Source organism: Synergistes jonesii (assembly GCF_000712295.1).
Lineage (GTDB): Bacteria > Synergistota > Synergistia > Synergistales > Synergistaceae > Synergistes > Synergistes jonesii.
In genome coordinates this window covers 12,257-28,834 of the sequence record NZ_JMKI01000035.1, presented here as the reverse complement: position 1 = coordinate 28,834, position 16,578 = coordinate 12,257, and the positions used below count along the sequence as shown (strand labels likewise).

Annotated in this window: 9 protein-coding genes; 6 read left to right on the top strand and 3 right to left on the bottom strand. The window is 60.0% G+C overall.

Going from position 1 to position 16,578, the window contains the following annotated elements:
- Window positions 1-18: 18 nt before the first annotated feature.
- From EH55_RS07775 to EH55_RS07765, 3 genes are all read right to left on the bottom strand, one after another.
- Entirely contained in the window at window positions 19-4,233 is a 4,215-nt protein-coding gene (locus EH55_RS07775; protein WP_037976481.1) for an acyl-CoA dehydratase activase-related protein, read from the bottom strand.
- A gap of 120 nt (window positions 4,234-4,353) precedes the next feature.
- Complete coding sequence (locus tag EH55_RS07770; RefSeq protein WP_037976479.1) at window positions 4,354-4,728, bottom strand: hypothetical protein; 375 nt, start codon at window positions 4,726-4,728, stop codon at window positions 4,354-4,356.
- Window positions 4,729-4,855: 127 nt separating this feature from the next.
- On the bottom strand, window positions 4,856-5,323 hold the full coding sequence (locus tag EH55_RS07765; RefSeq protein ID WP_037976477.1) for an HAD family hydrolase: 468 nt from the start codon (window positions 5,321-5,323) through the stop codon (window positions 4,856-4,858).
- A 212-nt stretch (window positions 5,324-5,535) separates the two neighbouring features.
- Here EH55_RS07765 and hisS point away from each other — a divergent pair, with 212 nt between their 5' ends.
- From hisS to EH55_RS07730, 6 genes are all read left to right on the top strand, one after another.
- Entirely contained in the window at window positions 5,536-6,786 is a 1,251-nt protein-coding gene (hisS, locus tag EH55_RS07760; protein ID WP_037976475.1) for a histidine--tRNA ligase, read from the top strand.
- Between the two features lie 29 nt (window positions 6,787-6,815).
- Window positions 6,816-8,603: an aspartate--tRNA ligase gene (aspS, locus tag EH55_RS07755; protein ID WP_037976473.1), complete on the top strand. Its 1,788-nt coding sequence runs from the start codon at window positions 6,816-6,818 to the stop codon at window positions 8,601-8,603.
- A 64-nt stretch (window positions 8,604-8,667) separates the two neighbouring features.
- The gene (locus tag EH55_RS07750) at window positions 8,668-9,201 is read left to right on the top strand and encodes a nitroreductase family protein (protein WP_037976471.1); all 534 of its coding nucleotides are present in this window, start codon (window positions 8,668-8,670) and stop codon (window positions 9,199-9,201) included.
- A 169-nt stretch (window positions 9,202-9,370) separates the two neighbouring features.
- Window positions 9,371-9,673 (top strand): hypothetical protein, encoded by a 303-nt coding sequence (locus EH55_RS07745; RefSeq protein WP_037976470.1) that lies wholly within the window; start codon window positions 9,371-9,373, stop codon window positions 9,671-9,673.
- A gap of 359 nt (window positions 9,674-10,032) precedes the next feature.
- Complete coding sequence (locus EH55_RS07735) at window positions 10,033-12,939, top strand: PD-(D/E)XK nuclease family protein (RefSeq protein ID WP_037976465.1); 2,907 nt, start codon at window positions 10,033-10,035, stop codon at window positions 12,937-12,939.
- The gene (locus EH55_RS07730; protein WP_037976463.1) at window positions 12,932-16,546 is read left to right on the top strand and encodes a UvrD-helicase domain-containing protein; all 3,615 of its coding nucleotides are present in this window, start codon (window positions 12,932-12,934) and stop codon (window positions 16,544-16,546) included. The genes EH55_RS07735 and EH55_RS07730 overlap by 8 nt, the downstream gene beginning before the upstream one ends.
- Window positions 16,547-16,578: the final 32 nt, after the last annotated feature.

Sequence of the window (16,578 nt, the reverse complement as noted above, 5' to 3'; positions counted from 1 at the left end):
GCTTTGCCGCCTGCGCCTCTATGCTCTTGCGGTCGCCATCAGCAGCTTCAGCCTGTTCAGCTGGTTCGTCGTGCTCACGCTCGCGTCGTAGTCGAGTGGCAGGATGTTCGCGCCGGGGTAGCGGCGCTTTATTTCTTTCACGACGCCCTTGCCGGTGATATGGTTCGGCAGGCAGGCGAAGGGCTGCACGCAGAGCACGTTGCGTACGCCGGATTCTATCAGGGTCATCATCTCTGCCGTGAGGAGCCAGCCCTCTCCGCCCTGATTGGCCGGCGAAACGACCTGCGAGCTGCGCGCCCTGAGGTCGCTTATTTCGTGCATCTCGCCGAAGCGCGTCCCCGCCAGCGCTTTTGCCACGGGCGCCTTTATCTTTTCGAGGGCCCATATGCCGAATTCGCCGCCCAGGCGCGGCAGATAAGCGCCGTTCAGATGTTCGTTCGCGACTATCGGGTCGCAGAGGCAGTAGGCGAGGAAGTTCGCCATGTCCGGAACGACGGCTTCGCCTCCCTCTTCTTCTATCACGTCTATCAGCCTTTCGTTCGCGTTCGCGTGGTATTTTACGAGGATTTCGCCGACGATGCCGACGCGCGGGCGCTGTACGCCGCAGATCGGCAGCGCGGAGAAGTCGCGCACCATTTCGGCTACGTTCTTCTTATACTGGAACCAGCTGCCGCTGCGTATGTTTTCCTTTATGCGCCTGACCCAGCCGTCGTGGAGCGCGTTCGCCGAGCCCTTTTCGACTTCGTAGGGGCGCGTGCGGAGCAGCAGGCGCATCAGCAGGTCGCCGTAGAAGAGCCCGAGCAGCGCGCGCCAGCCCGTGCGAGGCTGAATCTTGAAAGCTTCCGCTTCGCCCTCCTTCTGGCGGTTGACTGCGAGCACGCGCACCTGCGGGAAGCCGGCCGCGTCAAGCGCGCCGCGCAGCAGGTGGATGTAGTTGCTGGCTCTGCACGGCCCGCCGGTCTGAGCGTAGAGGCAGTCGGTCCTGTCGGGGTCGTAAAGGCCGCTTTGCAGTGCCGAGATGAATTCGCCGACGACCATCATAGCTGGGTAGCAGACGTCGTTGTTGACGTAGCGCAGCCCGAGCTCGACCGTTTCGCGCGTGCCCTGCGGCATTACGCGCAGGTTAATGCCGCTGCCCTCGAACACGCTCTCCATGAACTGGAAGTGGAACGGCGATAGCGGCGGGCAGAGCAGTGTGCGCGGGCCGTCCGAGATCTGCGGCCGAGATATCGGAGCGCGCTCGACGTAGGCGTTCCCGCTCTCTTTGCGAGCCTTCATCGCCGCGAGCAGAGAGCGAATCCTTATCCTCACCGCGCCGTTGTTCTTGCCCTCGTCGATCTTTATCAGAGTGTGCAGCTTGCCGCTGCGCGTCAGCAGCTCGGCCGTCTGCTCCGCGCTTATCGCGTCCAGCCCGCAGCCGAAGGAATTGAACTGTACGAGCTCGACGTTTTTGAAGGCCGGATGGCGCGCGACGACCATCGCGGCGCGGTAGAGGCGCGAATGATAAGCCCACTGGTCGACCGCTCCGACGTCTTGTGGCTTTTCGAGGCCTTCGGCGAGCCCCATGATCGAATCTTCTGTGAAGAGTGTCACGCCGTAGCCGTTTATGAGCTCCGGTATGCCGTGATTGACCTCCGGCGAGAGATGGTACGGATGCCCCGCGAGCACGACGCCGACGCCGCCCTCCCTCCTGAGCTCTTCAAGAGCGGCGGCTCCGAACGCGGCTATGTCCGCCTTGTACTTTTCGCGCGCCTTCTGCGCCGCTTCCGCCGCGGCGCGCAGCTCGCGCTTCGCCACGCCGAATTCCGCAAGCGCCGGATAAAGCGTCTTCGCTGCCGATTCTCCGCTGTCGATGCATACGGCCGGCGAGATGAAGTTCACGCCGCTTTCGCGCGCCTTGTCGATGTTGAGGCGCGAAACGTCGGGGTAGCCAGTGACGACGGGGCAGTTGTAATCGTTCTGCGCGCGGTCGAATTCTCCCTTCTCGTGCAGTATGACGGGATAAAAAATATTTTTCACGCCGCTTGCTATCAGCTCCGTTATGTGCCTGTGCGCAAGCTTCGCCGGATAGCAGAGCGTCTGCGAAGGTATCGTATCGATGCCGAGATTCTCGTCGGGCGACTCCGACGAAAGGCGCACGGAGAAGCCAAGCTCCGTAAGCAGTGTGAACCAGAAGGGATAGTTGTCGTATATGTTGAGGACGCGCGGTATCCCCATCACGCCGCGCGGCGCTGCGCTTTCGGAGAGCGGCCTGTAATAGCCGAAGAGGCGGCGGTACTTCTTTTCGAAGACGTTGGCGGGCAGCCGCTTCCTTTCCTCAGAGGTGCCGCCGCGTTCGCAGCGGTTTCCCGAGACGTATTTTCTGCCGTCGGGGAAGCGCGTCAGCGTCAGAAGACATTTGTTGCCGCAGCCGCCGCAGTTCGTCGTCGTGACCGTCGTCTTGAACTCGGCGATCTGCTTCGCCGAAAGCAGCGTGCTTCTCTCGCATTTCTGCTCCTTCGCGGCGAGCGCGGCGCCGAAGGCGCCCATCAGCTCGGAGATGTCGGGGCGCGCCACCTCGCGCCCCGTTACGAGCTCGAAGGCGCGCAGCAGCGCGTCGTTCTTGAAGGTGCCGCCCTGAACGACGATCTTCTCTCCGAGCTCGCGCGGGTCCTTGATCTTTAAGACTTTGTAAAGCGCGTTTTTGACGACGGAGTAGACGAGACCAGCCGATATGTCGCGCACCGACGCTCCCTCCTTTTGCGCCTGGCGCACGCGCGAGTTCATGAAGACCGTGCAGCGCGAGCCCAGGTCGACCGGGGTCTGCGACTTTTCGGCTTCGCGCGCAAATTCGCCTATCTCCATGTTCAGAGACTTGGCGAAGCTCTGTAGGAAGGAGCCGCAGCCGGAGGAGCAGGCCTCGTTGAGGAAGACCCCCGTTATAACGCCTTCCTTTATCTTCAGGCATTTCATGTCCTGTCCGCCTATGTCTATAACGAAGTCGGCGCCGGGCAGCACGAAATCCGCCGCCTTAGCGTGGGCGACGGTCTCGACCTCGCCTACGTCTATGCCGAACGCGGCCTTTATTAGCTTCTCGCCGTAGCCCGTTACTCCGCTTGCCGCTATTTTTATATCCGGCGTCATATGCGAATAAAGCTCCGTCAAAGCCTCGCGCACGGCCGCAAGCGGCTCGCCGACGCCTGTCAGCCTGTACTTTGCGAAGAGCAGTTCGCCGTCTTCACCGATCAGCACGAGCTTTGTCGTCGTTGAGCCGACGTCGACGCCGAGATAGGCGTTTCCCTTGTAATCCTTCATATCAACGCGCTTCGCGCGGCAGCGGGAATGCTTTTCCCTGAAGGCGGCCAGCTCCGCGTCGCTTTTGAAAAGAGGTGCGCAGCTGCCGCGGCGCTCGTCGCCGTGCGAGATGAAGAAGCGTTCCGCCCGCCGCTGCAGAGCGCCGGCTTCCATCGCGTCGCGCTCCTTCGCGCTTATCGCCGCGCCCATCGCTACGAAGAGGTGCGGGTTCCGTGGGAAGACGCACTTCTCCGGCGTTAGGTGCAGCGTGTCGGCGAAGCGCGCGCGCAGCTCGGAGAGGAAGTACAGGGGCCCGCCTAGGAAGGCGACGCGCCCCGTTATCCTGCGCCCGCAGGCGAGGCCGCTTATCGTCTGGTTCACTATCGCCTGGAATATCGACGCCGCTATGTCCGGCTTCGCCGCGCCGTCGTTGAGCAGCGCCTGCACGTCCGTCTTGGCGAAGACGCCGCAGCGCGACGCGACGGGGTAAATCGTCTTATAACCCTTCGCGAGCTCGTTCAGCCCCGAGGCGTCCGTGCCGAAGAGCGTCGCCATCTGATCTATGAACGCGCCCGTGCCGCCGGCGCAGGTCTCGTTCATGCGCTGCTCCGCGCCGTTTTCGCCGAAGAAGGTTATCTTCGAATCCTCGCCGCCGAGCTCTATACAGACGTCGACGCCGTGCAGGAAGCGCGTTATCGACGCAGCGCAGGCGATCTGCTCCTGTGTGAATGGCACATCCATGCCGCGCGCTATTTCCAGCGCGCCGGAGCCCGCCATCGCGAGCGTCAGCATCGCGCCGGAGAAGCTGTCCTTTATCTCGCCGACGAGCCTTTCCACGGCCGCGCGTATGTCGGCGAAATGTCTTCCATATCTGTAAAATATTATCTTGTCGCGTTCGTCCAGGACGACTGCTTTTGCCGTCGTGGAGCCTATGTCAAGGCCGGCGTGCAGTAACTCCATCGCCATTCCCCCTAAAAATACCCTGTCGTGCAGGAAGCTCCGCTAAAGCGCCTTGCCGCCTGCGAAAGCCGTGCCGCTAACTGCGGCGTCAAATATGAAGTATTTTTATAAAAGGGAAAATTATTTCCTTGCCACCATGTTGGAGGAAGATTGCGATTCCTTTATGCCGTCTATGAAAATGCTCCAAAGAGCGAAACGCTCGGCGCAGAAGGCGTCGAGCTCGGATTTTTCGGTAAAAGCGTCGCAGAGCTGCCTCGGCGCCTGCACACATCCGGAAAGCTGCGCCAGAGAACCGTAATCGGTATTGCGCTGCGTGACGGCGGCGTGCGAAAGCGCCGTCATCGCTTCCATGATGTAGATGCTGCCTGTGTCTTGAAGGGGAGAGGCCGACGGCCCCTCGCAGAAGGCGAAGAGGAATATCTGCATCACAATATAGCAGAAGACGACGGCCGCCGTGCAGCCGCATTTTTTCCTGATGCCGCAGATGGTATCCATATGACCGCCTCCCTTCGCCGATTTAGAACAGCATAGCAAAAAACGCGCCAAAGCGCAAATTTTTATATAAAGGAGAAGGGAAAAATTATCGAAAGTTAAACTATTTAAAAAATAAAAGCCGCAAACGCTAAGTACGGAGAGTGGCTTTCACGCGCTCGGTATTCAGCAGCAAATCAAGCCCATCGAGCGCGCTGCGCACCAGAATATCAGCGTGCGGAAGAAGCGCGGCGCATACGCCCTCGCGGTCCATCACCGCTATCGAAAGCTCCGCCGCGTCAAACATCTCTATATCGTTGAAGCCGTTGCCGACGCAGGCCGCGCCGCCGCCGAGGGCGTGGACGATTCCCTCCTTGCAGGCAGCTGCCCCTGCGCGCGGAAAAGTTTTCACGGCCGCGCCGAGCCCCCCGCACTGTGCTTCGGCCGTGCCGTAGCTGTCGGCCGTCAGTACGAAGACCTCGGCGAGCCCGCAGAGCTCTTTTATTTTTTCCGCGGCGCCCGGCAGGAGCTCGCCGTCCGCCGCGATCGTACCGTTGTAATCCAGCACGACGTAATTTATCTCCAAAGTTTTCCTTCCTGGTATTTCGATTTTTATCATCATCCCGCCTCCTCAATATATTCTCCTCGTATTTATAACACGAAAAACGCCGAAGCGCCGTTTTCGAGGGCGCCGAGCGCGCGGAAATTATTTTCGCCTTGTCTTGCGCGGTACTTTTGAAGTATTATACTCTTTTGAGATGAGAGCCGTTTTTGCCGCGTCCGCGGCGCGGCGGTAAAGAACGCATTTTAAACTACCGGGAGGCGGTTGTTATGGAAGCAGTGAAGGCCCCGCGCGGCACGAGGGACATACTCGGCGACGAATCTTGGAAGTGGGCTTACGTGACCGGCGTTTGCCGCGACGTGGCGGATGATTACGGATATAAAGAAGTTCATCTCCCGATATTTGAACATACGGAGCTATTCTGCCGCGGCGTCGGCGATACGACGGACATCGTTGAAAAAGAGATGTACACTTTCACAGACAAAGGCGGCCGCAGCGTGACGCTGCGCCCCGAGCTCACGGCGTCGATGGTGCGCTCCTACATTGAAAATGAAATGAGTAAGGGGCCGCAGCCAGCGAAGCTCTGGGGCATCGGCCCGATGTTCCGCTACGAGAGGCCGCAGAAGGGGCGCTATCGCCAGTTCGTCCAGCTCGACATCGAAGCGTTGGGCGCGCAGGACGCTCTCGTCGACCTCGAAGTCATAGATTTTTCGATGGAGCTCTACCGCAGGCTCGGGCTCCGCAACCTTCAGGTCGTGCTCAACTCCGTCGGCTGCCCGAAGTGCCGCCCCGTCTACCGCAGGGTGCTGCAGGACTTCCTTAGCCCGCGCTTCGACGAGCTCTGCGACACGTGCAAAAGCCGCTTCGACAGGAACCCTCTGCGCATACTCGACTGCAAGAGCCCGATATGCAAAGAGATAACGGAAGACGCGCCGGCCGTGACGGACTGCCTCTGCGACGAGTGCCGCGAGCACTATGAGCGGCTCAACCGCGGGCTTGAAAAGATCGGCGCATCCGTCGTCCACGACAAGCGCCTTGTGCGCGGTCTCGACTATTACACGAAGACCGCCTACGAGATTCAGTCCGGCGACTTGGGCGCTCAGAACGCGGTGTGCGGCGGCGGACGCTACGACAATCTCGCCGAAGCCATAGGCGGCCCGCACGTTCCCGGCGTCGGCTTCGCCTCCGGCATCGAGCGCGTCGTGCTTACGATGGAGGCTCAGGGCTGCTCCTTCGGCGAAAAGCCGGAGAGCAAAGTCTACGTCGTCGCTGCGGAGCCCTCGGCGCGCCTCGACGCGATGGCCCTCCTGCGCGAGCTGCGCATGAACAGAATCTCCGCCGACATGGATTACATGGGACGCTCGATGAAGGGACAGATGAAAGCGGCCGGAGCTGCGGCCGAATACGCCTGCATCATAGGTACGAGTGAAATCGAAAAGGGCGTCGTCACCGTCAAAAATCTCAAAGAGGGCGCGCAGGAAGAGCTTACCGCGGAGCAGCTGATAAACAAGCTGAAGTAAGAGAGTAAATCATATAAAGAGGGATAATTATGGAACGACATTATGACGCCGCATGGCAGAGGACGATGTACTGCGGGGCTCCGCGCGTCGAAGACGCCGGAAAGAAGGCCGTGCTCAACGGCTGGCTCAGATGCCGCCGCGACCTTGGCGGAATCATCTTCATCGAACTGTGGGACAAGACCGGGGTGACTCAGGTGGTCTTCAACCCCGAGCTCAACGCCGAGGCGCACGGACGCGCCGGAGCGCTGCGCAGCGAGTACGTCTTAGCCGTGCGCGGCACGCTTCGCAGGCGCCCCGAGGGGACGGAAAATCCGGAGCTCGCGACCGGTGAAGTCGAACTTCTCGTCGAAGACTTCATCGTGCTGTCGCCGGCTAAGCTCATCCCCTTCGAAATAGACAACGCGGACAGCGTGAACGAAGACCTCCGCCTTAAGTACCGCTATCTCGACCTGCGCCGCGCGTCGATGCAGGCCAACCTGAAAGCGCGCCACGACGTCACGCTTTACACGCGAAACTACTTCTCCGACAACGGCTTCATCGAAATAGAGACGCCGATGCTCACGAAGTCGACGCCGGAGGGCGCGCGCGACTACCTCGTGCCGTCGCGCGTCAATCCAGGCAAATTCTACGCGCTGCCGCAGTCGCCGCAGATATTCAAACAGCTGCTGATGGTAGGCGGCTGCGACCGCTACATGCAGATAGTGAAGTGCTTCCGCGACGAAGACCTGCGCGCCGACCGCCAGCCGGAATTCACGCAGATAGACCTTGAGATGAGCTTCATCACCGAAGAGGACATAATGACGCTCGTCGAAAACTACCTCGCAGGGCTCTTCAAGGCAGTCAGGGGCGCGGAGGTCGAAACGCCCTTCCCGCGCATGACGTGGAGGGAAGCGATGGACAAATACGGCGTCGACAAACCGGACATGAGAATCCCCATGGAGATGGTCTCGCTGGAAGAAGCTTTCAAAGGCGGAGAAAATCCCTTCTCCGGCCTCGCCGAAAACGGGACGATAAAGGGGTTGCGCCTGCCCGGAGGGGCCGCGCTCTCGCGCAAAGAGCTCTCGGAGCTCGAAAGCCGCGCGAAGGCGCTCGGCGCGAAGGGAATGGCCAACTTCCAGGTCAAGGGCGGAGAGCTCAAAGGCCCTCTCGTCAAATTCATGAGCGAAGAACAGACGGCGAAGCTGAAAGAAATATCCTGCATAGAAGACGGCGACGCGCTCTTCATCATGGCCGATGAAAACTGGCGCAAGGCCTGCGAGATATTAGGGCAGATCCGCCTCGAGCTCGGACGCGACCGCGGCATGGTGCGGGAGGGCTTCCGCTTCCTCTGGGTCACCGAATTCCCGCTCTTCGGATGGGACGACGAAGAGGGGCGCTACACGGCCGTCCATCATCCCTTCACCGCTCCGATGAACGAGGACGTCGATTTCCTGCTAACGGAGCCGGGCAAAGTGCGTTCGCGCGCCTACGACGTCGTCCTCAACGGCACGGAGCTCGGCGGCGGCTCGATAAGGATACACAACCCCGAAATGCAGCAGAAGGCCTTCCAGGCGCTCAACTTCACGCCCGAAGCAGCGAAGGAACGCTTCGGCTTCCTGCTCGAAGGGCTCAGCTACGGCACGCCGCCGCACGGCGGGCTGGCGATCGGCCTCGACCGCCTCGTCATGCTGATGACGGGCGGCAAATCGATACGCGACGTCATGGCCTTCCCGAAAAACCAGAAGGCGCAGTGCCCGATGAGCGACGCGCCGTCCGAAGTCGAAAAAAAACAGCTTGACGAGCTATCTATAAAAACGATAGAGCCGCTCGTGAAATAAAAAGGCGACAAAGCCGCTCCGACGCGCGGAGCGGCTTATTTTAAAAAATCAGGAGGGAAACTCAATGGAAAAATTCATCGAACTTGCGAAAAAGCGCGGAAGCTGCCGCGCCTTCACCGACAAAGCTGTGGAAAAGGAGCTGCTGCTCTCCTGCGTCGAAGCCGCCTCTCTCGCGCCTTCGGCGTGCAACAGCCAGCCCTGGAAATTCACGATAGTCACCGATCCGGAGAAGAGAAAAGAGCTCGCCGAACTGACGCACGACACCGGCTTCAACCAGTGGGCCGACAAAGCGCCGGCCTTCATCGTAGTATCGGAAGACGCGCACCCCGCGGTCATCAAGAGCGTAGCAGACCGCTACGGCGAAAGCCGCTTCTCCGAAGGCGACGTCGGCATGGCGACCGCCTACCTGCTGCTGCAGGCCGAAGAACTCGGCCTTGGCAGCTGCGTGATAGGGACCTTCGTCGACGCGAAAGTCAAGCGACTGCTCGGCATCAGCGAAGCGGACACCGCGCGCGCCATAATCGCGCTCGGCTACCCAGCCGAAGCGCCGCGTCCCAAAAAGCGCAAGGGCGTCGAAGAGATCGCGAAAATAATATAAGCTCAATACCGCCGCGGCGCCGCGGATCTCACGCGCGCCGCGGCTGATTTTTTCTTAACGCCGAGTTTGGACAGGAATTTTTTATTTCAGAAACGGAGGAGTAACCAATATAAAGGGCTGTGGGCAAAACCGGTACTCCGGACAAAGCTTTAAGGAGGATAATTTTGTAATGACTTTGCAGGAGGGAGCTGAAAAATATTTAAGCCCTATAAATGACGATAAAAAATATGCCGAACAAAAGCGCCGCCTATTCAAGGAGTTTTGGAAAGAGAAAAGCGAAGAGTTCAGAAAGTATGAGATCAAATCGCCTGAAGACATAGCTAATATCACAAAGGTCAGAAAAGTAGTAGTGAACAGTTATGTGAACAGCCCGGATTTCGAAGCACGTCTGCGTATGCGTAATGCAATCAACTCAACGATTTTTTTGACACTTTCGATAAAAAATGGAAAAGCATCCAGCCGATGTGCATGATATATAAATATCTGAGCCCGACAGAGAAAACAGGCTTTACAAAGACTCCCTCAGGCAGAGATGTGAAAAAGGGTTACAGGCCGGAACAGATCGGTGGAGAGGAAGTCTGGCGGCTCGGTATGTTGGAAAAACTTACTTATGGCAGGCATGATGTCGAAATGAAACAGCCAATTGCAATAAGAAGTTTCACAGCGATCCACCCTGTGGTAAAAACCTCGCAGGCGCCGCGTCTTTTATGTGGCGCTGCTTTCGCGCTTGACGAAAAGCGCGCGGCGCGGGCAAAATATAGTGGCGGCGTTTCGCCGCCGGGAACGAGCCGCGCGCCGGCATGATCGACATCATTTTCAGGGGGCGGTATAGTGCCTTTGACAGTCGCTGCCTATTATAATATTTCCGATAGGGCGAAGGAACTGCGCGCTTTTTACGACGAGTACAAAACGGACGCGGCGTTCGTCGTCCCGTCGGGGCTCGACCGAGACGCTTTGAGCGATCTCATCTGCGGCGACGAACCATTTTTCGGCGCGCGCCCGACGGTCTGGACGCTCGGCGACCTGCTCGGCGAATTTTCCCATATCACGGGCTCCCGCGTTCGGATCATCGACCCGCCAGACCATCATTTGATTCTCAGGCATCTTCTTGAAAAATATATCGCGGAGCGCGAAGCGGCCGGCGCCTCCGTAGCGCCCGGGCTGCGCCACCGCGGTTTCGTCTCCCTGCTCGGAGAAAATATCAAGGATCTGCTCTCGGAGGAGGTTTCGCCGGAGCGCCTCAAGTCGTCGCTCTTCGGCGAAGAGGAGCCGGACGCGTCGCGCCCGGAGGACATCCTGCTCTCTCTTTACGAAAGATATGTGGATTATCTCAGAGAATACGATTTAGCCGACGCGGCGCAGATTCCCACGCTTGCGCGCGAAGAGCTGAATAATTCTCTCGTCCTTGATTTCGTCAAAAGCAAAAAATTTATTTTCGCCGGCTTCCTCTCCTTCAACGGCGCTCAACTCAAATTCGTCAAGGCTCTCGCCGAGGCCGCGGAGCTTGCTATGTTTCAGCCGGAGACCGGGCTGGACGATTTTTACGACGGCATAAGGCAGCTTGACAGCGAATATTCGCAGCGCCCGGAATGGGACGTCCCCGTCGTCAGGCTCGAAGCGGGCTCCGACGGCCTGGAAGCCGAGTCGGCGGCGCGCGAGATAGCGCTGTGGGCGAAGGGCGAAGGCGTTCTGACGGCACTCGGAGAGCTCGACAATTACGGCGAGATAGGGATTTCGGCACCGGCAAGATGGCTTGCGCTGATGGAGTACGCGCTGTCGCGCTATAAGATCGCTTACAACGTCAGGGTGCGCGGCACAGTCGCCGAAACGCTGGCAGGCGAGCTGCCGGGGATGATATGGCGCGCCTGCGCCTCCGGCTTCGACAGTTACAACACGTCTATACTGCTCGCGAACCCGCTGCTTTTTTCGAGCGTGGACGGCAAAACGCTCGGCGCGCGCTGCCCCTCCTCTCTACTGCCGGAGGGGCGCAAAGGCTGGCGCGCGGCTCTGAGCGGAGAGGACAGAGCGCGCTTCGAAGAGATATGCGTGCTCTGCGATGATCTTTACGGTGATAAAAAGAGGCACAGACCGTCGGACGTCCTTTCCATCTGGCGTGATTTTCTGGAGAAGTGCCGCGTCGTCGAGGCCGCGTCGCGCGTCGCGGCCGACGAAAGCGGGCTCGACGGCGGCGTCCGCGACGTCTCTTACGCGCTGCACGAGCTGGAGAAGAAGATTCGAAATCTTGACGACGCCGCGAAGTATATCGGCCCGGCGGCCGATATATCTCTTTGCGGAGCGGAAGCGGCCGCCTTCGTCGACGACTGGGCGGCTGCCGCGACGCTGCCGATACAGCTGCCGCAGCGCCGTTCGCTGACGCTTTACGCCGGGATGCCGCCGACGCTCACGGAACATAAGTACTGGTTCGTAATGGGGGCCGACGGGAACAGCTGGCCGGGCGTCATGCGCGAGTCGATGCTGTTGCGCAACGAATATAAGTCGAAGTTCAACGCGGCTCAGTTGAAGGGCGAGCCTGAAAGGGAGAAGGGCGCGCCGCATCTGCCTGAAATACGCGAGGAACGCGAGCGCCGCGAGGCGATATTCCGCCGTCTCGCCGCGACGGGGCGGGAGGGAGTCGTCTTTTGCCGCGCGCTTTACGACGAGTCTCGCGAGCAGGCGCCGGATTCGCAGTTCGTACTTTCGATGCTCAAAGAGAGGCCGGGCTGCGGCAGGAAGTGGCGCCTTGCCGCTTCGGCGCGCTTCGGCACCCAGGATGCCCTTCCGGACGGCGAAAGGCCGCGCTTCCTGGGCGCGGAGGTCTCGGGCTCGCGCTGTGAGCGCGGTGCGGAATTCGTCAAACCTGTCGGCGTCGCAACGCCGACAGGCGAAAAGCCGATCGTGCGCGTGAGCGATCTCGACCTCTGGCGCGCCTGCCCGTATCTTTACTGGTGCGAAAGACATCTGCGCCTCGAAGTCCCCGGCGCGGAGCTATACGACCCGCTTGCCGCTGGGACGCTCTCCCACAGGGTGTGGGAGGAGGCTTTCGGCGGAAAGAAGAAAAATCCGGAGCTTTCCCTTCGCGGCTGCGCGGCGGAGAGCTGGACGCGCCTAAAAGCGGAATCTTACCCCGCGCTCGACGCGGACAGGCGCCTCGCGCGCTTTGAAAAGAGCCTGATGCGGCAGATTTTAGACCTCGCAGCTTTGCAGGACGAAATAGAGGCGCGCATCCCGCGGTTCGGAAGGCTCGAAGTCAAAAGCGAATACAAGCTCGACGATTTTGAAGTCGACGGCGTGATTTTCAGAGCGAAGGCGGACAGGGTCGACTTTTACGAAAATGGCGCCGTCGTTATGGATTACAAGCTCGGGAAGAGCTACCCACATATGCCGGAGCTTCAGGTCCCCGCCTATGGCGTTATCCTGAACGCAGCGGGGATCGATATTCTCGGGCTCGGGTGGTTCGGACAGAGCGACTGCACCCTTTCGGGATATTTCAGCGGCGAAATTTTCGGCGCTTACGATGTGCAGGGCACTAAAAGGTCGCGCAAGTGCCCGGAGGAGCGCATGGAGGAAGCGACGGCCTCGATGTCCGAAATGGCCGGCGCGGTCAAAAGGGGCGTTTACGAGCCGAGCTACAACTCTGATTCGGCTCTCTGTAAAAATTGCCGGTATTTCACTCTCTGCCGCAAGCGCGATCTGCCGTGGTATTTAGTGAAGGAAGAGGAGGAGGGGAGCGATGAGTAAAGAAAATGGCGCCCCCGCGTGGCATTCGCTGATAAATGGCACTGAGGCGCAGATAGACGCGCTCAAGAGCGACAAGTACCTCACGGTCGTGAGCGCCGGAGCCGGAACGGGAAAGACTCAGACGCTCGCCCAGCGCTTCGCTTGGCTGCTCGCCTCCGACCCCGAATGCCGCGCCGGCGAAATACTCGTGCTGACCTTTACGAAGAAGGCGGCCGGCGAAATGCGCGACCGCATAAAAAATACGCTCGTCAAATGGCGTTCGGCGTTTCCGAAGGAGCTCGCACACCTTCAGTCTGCGATAGATTCGATGGATGACGCGTACATTTCGACGATCCACTCCTTCGCGATGAAGATGATCAGGGAATCGGGACTTGAGCTCGACGTCGACCCCGCCGCGTCGATCATGCCGGAGGCGAAGGCCGATATATGGTGGAAGGAATACGAGAGGGCGCTCTCGGCGCTCGACGCGGAAAAGATAGCGGCGATGCTGCCGGAGGAGTGGAGAGCGCGTGCGGCCGCGCTGCTTTCCTCGCCCGATCTCACGGAGCTGCTGAACGCTTACGGCCCGCGCGCGATAGCCGAGGCGTCCGAAAGCTGTGCGGAAAAGCTTTACTGCGCTGGGCAGACGCCGGGAAGCCTCTGGCGGCACGACGACGCGGCGCTGCTCGACGATGTGGCCTCTTTGAAAAAGAGCTGCCCCGAAATATTCAGGCTGTGGAAAGAGGCGGTTTTTCCCGCGATACTTTCTACCCCCGAATTTACCGCCGGCGGCAAAAAGCCCTCGAAGACGAAGGAAAAATTCGAAGCCTTCGTCGAACGCTGGAAGGGCGCGGCGGCAAGCGTCGAGAGCGCCGAAGAGTTCCTCGCGGAGCTCATTTCCGGCCCTCTTTCCAATCTGAACATGTCGCGCGAAATAAAGGGCGCGATAGAGGCCGGGCTCGGATGCGCCCTCTCCGAGTGGCGCGACGAGAAAAGAAGGGCGCTTTTGATGATGAAAGCGCCGTCGAAGGGCGAAAAAAAGGTGAACGGAACGCTCTGCGAAATCTGCGCGCTCGGCTGGGCCGCCTGGGACGAGTTCCGCCGCCGCGAGAGCATGCTTTCGCTATCCGACCTCATACGCTGCGCACGCGATGTGCTTGAATCGTCCCCCGCCTATAAGCGCAGATTCAAACATATCATGATAGACGAATTCCAGGACACCGACCCGTTGCAGGACGAGCTGGTCGAAGCCATGTGGACGGCGCCGGACGCCGAAAGCGATTTTCACAACACGCTTTTTATCGTAGGAGACCAGAAGCAGTCCATCTACCGCTTCCGCCACGCGGACCTGATGCTTTTCCGCAAATACATAAAAAAGGCGCAGGTCGAAGGGGCTGAGGGGTGCTGCAAATACGTTTCCCTCGACAGGAATTTCAGGACGTCGAGCGGGCTGCTCGAAAAGTTCAACGACGTCTTTGAAAATATCTGGGAGGGAGATCCCGAAATTATTTACGAGCGCCTGCTGCCGCCTGACGACGAAGTTTTCACGGACCGCAGGAACGAAAAGGCCGGCGGGCCGTATCTCAGGCTGCTGTGCGCACTCTCCGGCGAAGAGGAATCGGATGTGAAGGCGGCCGATCTGCGTCTGCGCCTCTACGCCGCGCTCGGACGCGAGATAATGAAGGCTCACGCCGAAAAAAAACAGATATGGGACAAGGAGGCGTACAACCCCGACGGAGGAAAGGGAGCCTTCCGCGCCGCCGACTGGAAAGACTTTGCCGTGCTCGTGCCCTCGCGAGCCGAATACGACATGCTCGAAAGGGCTTTCGACTCGCTCGGCCTTCCGTATCTTCTTTCGACTTCGAAAAAATATTTCGCGCGCGGCGAGACCGGCGACCTAGTGAACTTTGTCTCCCTGCTCTCCGCCCCGGAGGAACCGCTCTATTTAGCCGGATGGCTGGCCTCCCCCTTATCAGGCCTTTCTTCCGAGGAAGCTGGGCGGCTTTTGCAAAGCGCGTTCGAAATGAGGGAGAGGGGGATGCCGATACCTCTTTCGCGCCTTTTGCGGGAAAAGAATCCGGCCCTCTCGGAGCGCGTCGACAGGCTGCGCAGGAGAGCGCACTTCTCGGGCGTTTCGGCGGCGATACGCGAACTGATGAAAAGGCCTTTCTTCCTCGAAAGCTACGACGGCACGCGCAGGCGCCGCGTCTGCGCGAACATTTCGCATCTCGCCGACGTCGCGGAGGAGTACGAAAAATCGGAGGGGTGCTCGCTGAAGGGCTGCGCGGAATATCTTCTGTCTGAGCTCTCGACGCAGGGCGCCAAGGAGGAGCCCGACGTCGCCGACGAATCCGCCGACGCGGTGCGCGTGATGACGGTCCACGCGTCGAAAGGACTCGAGTTCCCGATAACGGCGCTCGTTTACAGAGAGGGAAAGAGAGGCGCGGGCGTAGGCCCCCTTTATGTCTCGAAGAGGTACGGCGTGACGGCGAAGCTCTCTCCGCACTTCGCGTCGAAAGAGGGCGAGGAGCTCTATACGGCCGCGCTGTGGGAGGAGAGCCGCGAGGCGGAAGAAGAAAAAGCCGAGCGCAAGCGCCTCTGGTACGTCGGCTTCACGCGCGCCGCAGACGAATTGATACTGTGCGGCGCTTATAAAAAAAGAAAAGGCGGAAGCTTCGGCGGCAAAGATTCGATAATGCTGCGCCTGCTCGAAAGCGGCAGAGAAGATGCGACGCTGCTGACCTGCGATGTACGGGAAAGAAAAAACTCCGCCGGCCTACCCGCGCGCCCCGCCGCGGAGCCGATGGAACTCGCCGAGGAAGTCCCCGCGAAGCTTGGACGGATATCCGCGTCCGCCTACGCGCTGCTCTCGTGGTGCCCCGCCGCCTACCGCACCGTTTACAGACAGGGGCGCGCGGCGAACTGGCTCGTCAAAGGCGGCGACGGGGGCGGTTCGGAGTTCGGCTCCCTATCCCACTGGCTGCTCGCGCGCTGGGACTTTGACGCCGCGAGCCTCGCCGGCTGGCTGCCGCTTCAAAAAGACGATCCGCTGTTCGAACGGGTGTCGCGCCGCCTGCCGGCGGAGCTTCGCGGAGAGTTTGCCGACGACGCCAAGCGGCGCGAAGCGCGCGAGCTTTTAACGGAATATTCGCGGAGCGCGGAGTGCGCGAAATTCGCCGCGCTCGCCGCCGACGGCGCGCGCCCGCTGATGCGCGAAACGCGCTTTCGCGTGCCCGACAGGGGTACGCTGCTCGTGGGCTCGACGGACGTATTCTGGCAGGACCAATCCGGGCTGCACCTCAGAGACTGGAAGACGTCGGCCGAAAAATATTCTCCCTCGTGGTACTACGAGCGGCAGCTCGAATTCTACGCCTACGCGCTGCATAAGAATCAGAAAAAAAATAGCGGCGCGGCGCCCATCGACTCCGCGATAATCTACCTGCGTTCGCCTGAGCGCGTAAGAGAGCCGCGCGCATATAGCGAAGAAGATTTTTCGGCGATAGCGGAGGCGATCGAAGCCGCGGCCGTCACGGCGCTCTCCGGGAGCTTTGCCGGCGCGGTCGAGAGGTGCGGCGAATGCCCGTGGAGAAGAGAGTGCGCCGCGCGCACATCGGGCAAGGATGATTAAATATTTATTTTATTCGTTGGAATAAAAAATAA

Excerpts from the sequence above, each read along its gene's own strand:
- EH55_RS07775 (WP_037976481.1), bottom strand. The coding sequence starts at position 4,233 with ATGGAGTTACTGCACGCCGGCCTTGACATAGGCTCCACGACGGCAAAA.
- EH55_RS07770 (WP_037976479.1), bottom strand. The coding sequence starts at position 4,728 with ATGGATACCATCTGCGGCATCAGGAAAAAATGCGGCTGCACGGCGGCC.
- EH55_RS07765 (WP_037976477.1), bottom strand. The coding sequence starts at position 5,323 with ATGATAAAAATCGAAATACCAGGAAGGAAAACTTTGGAGATAAATTAC.
- hisS (WP_037976475.1), top strand. The coding sequence starts at position 5,536 with ATGGAAGCAGTGAAGGCCCCGCGCGGCACGAGGGACATACTCGGCGAC.
- aspS (WP_037976473.1), top strand. The coding sequence starts at position 6,816 with ATGGAACGACATTATGACGCCGCATGGCAGAGGACGATGTACTGCGGG.
- EH55_RS07750 (WP_037976471.1), top strand. The coding sequence starts at position 8,668 with ATGGAAAAATTCATCGAACTTGCGAAAAAGCGCGGAAGCTGCCGCGCC.
- EH55_RS07745 (WP_037976470.1), top strand. The coding sequence starts at position 9,371 with ATGACTTTGCAGGAGGGAGCTGAAAAATATTTAAGCCCTATAAATGAC.
- EH55_RS07730 (WP_037976463.1), top strand. The coding sequence starts at position 12,932 with ATGAGTAAAGAAAATGGCGCCCCCGCGTGGCATTCGCTGATAAATGGC.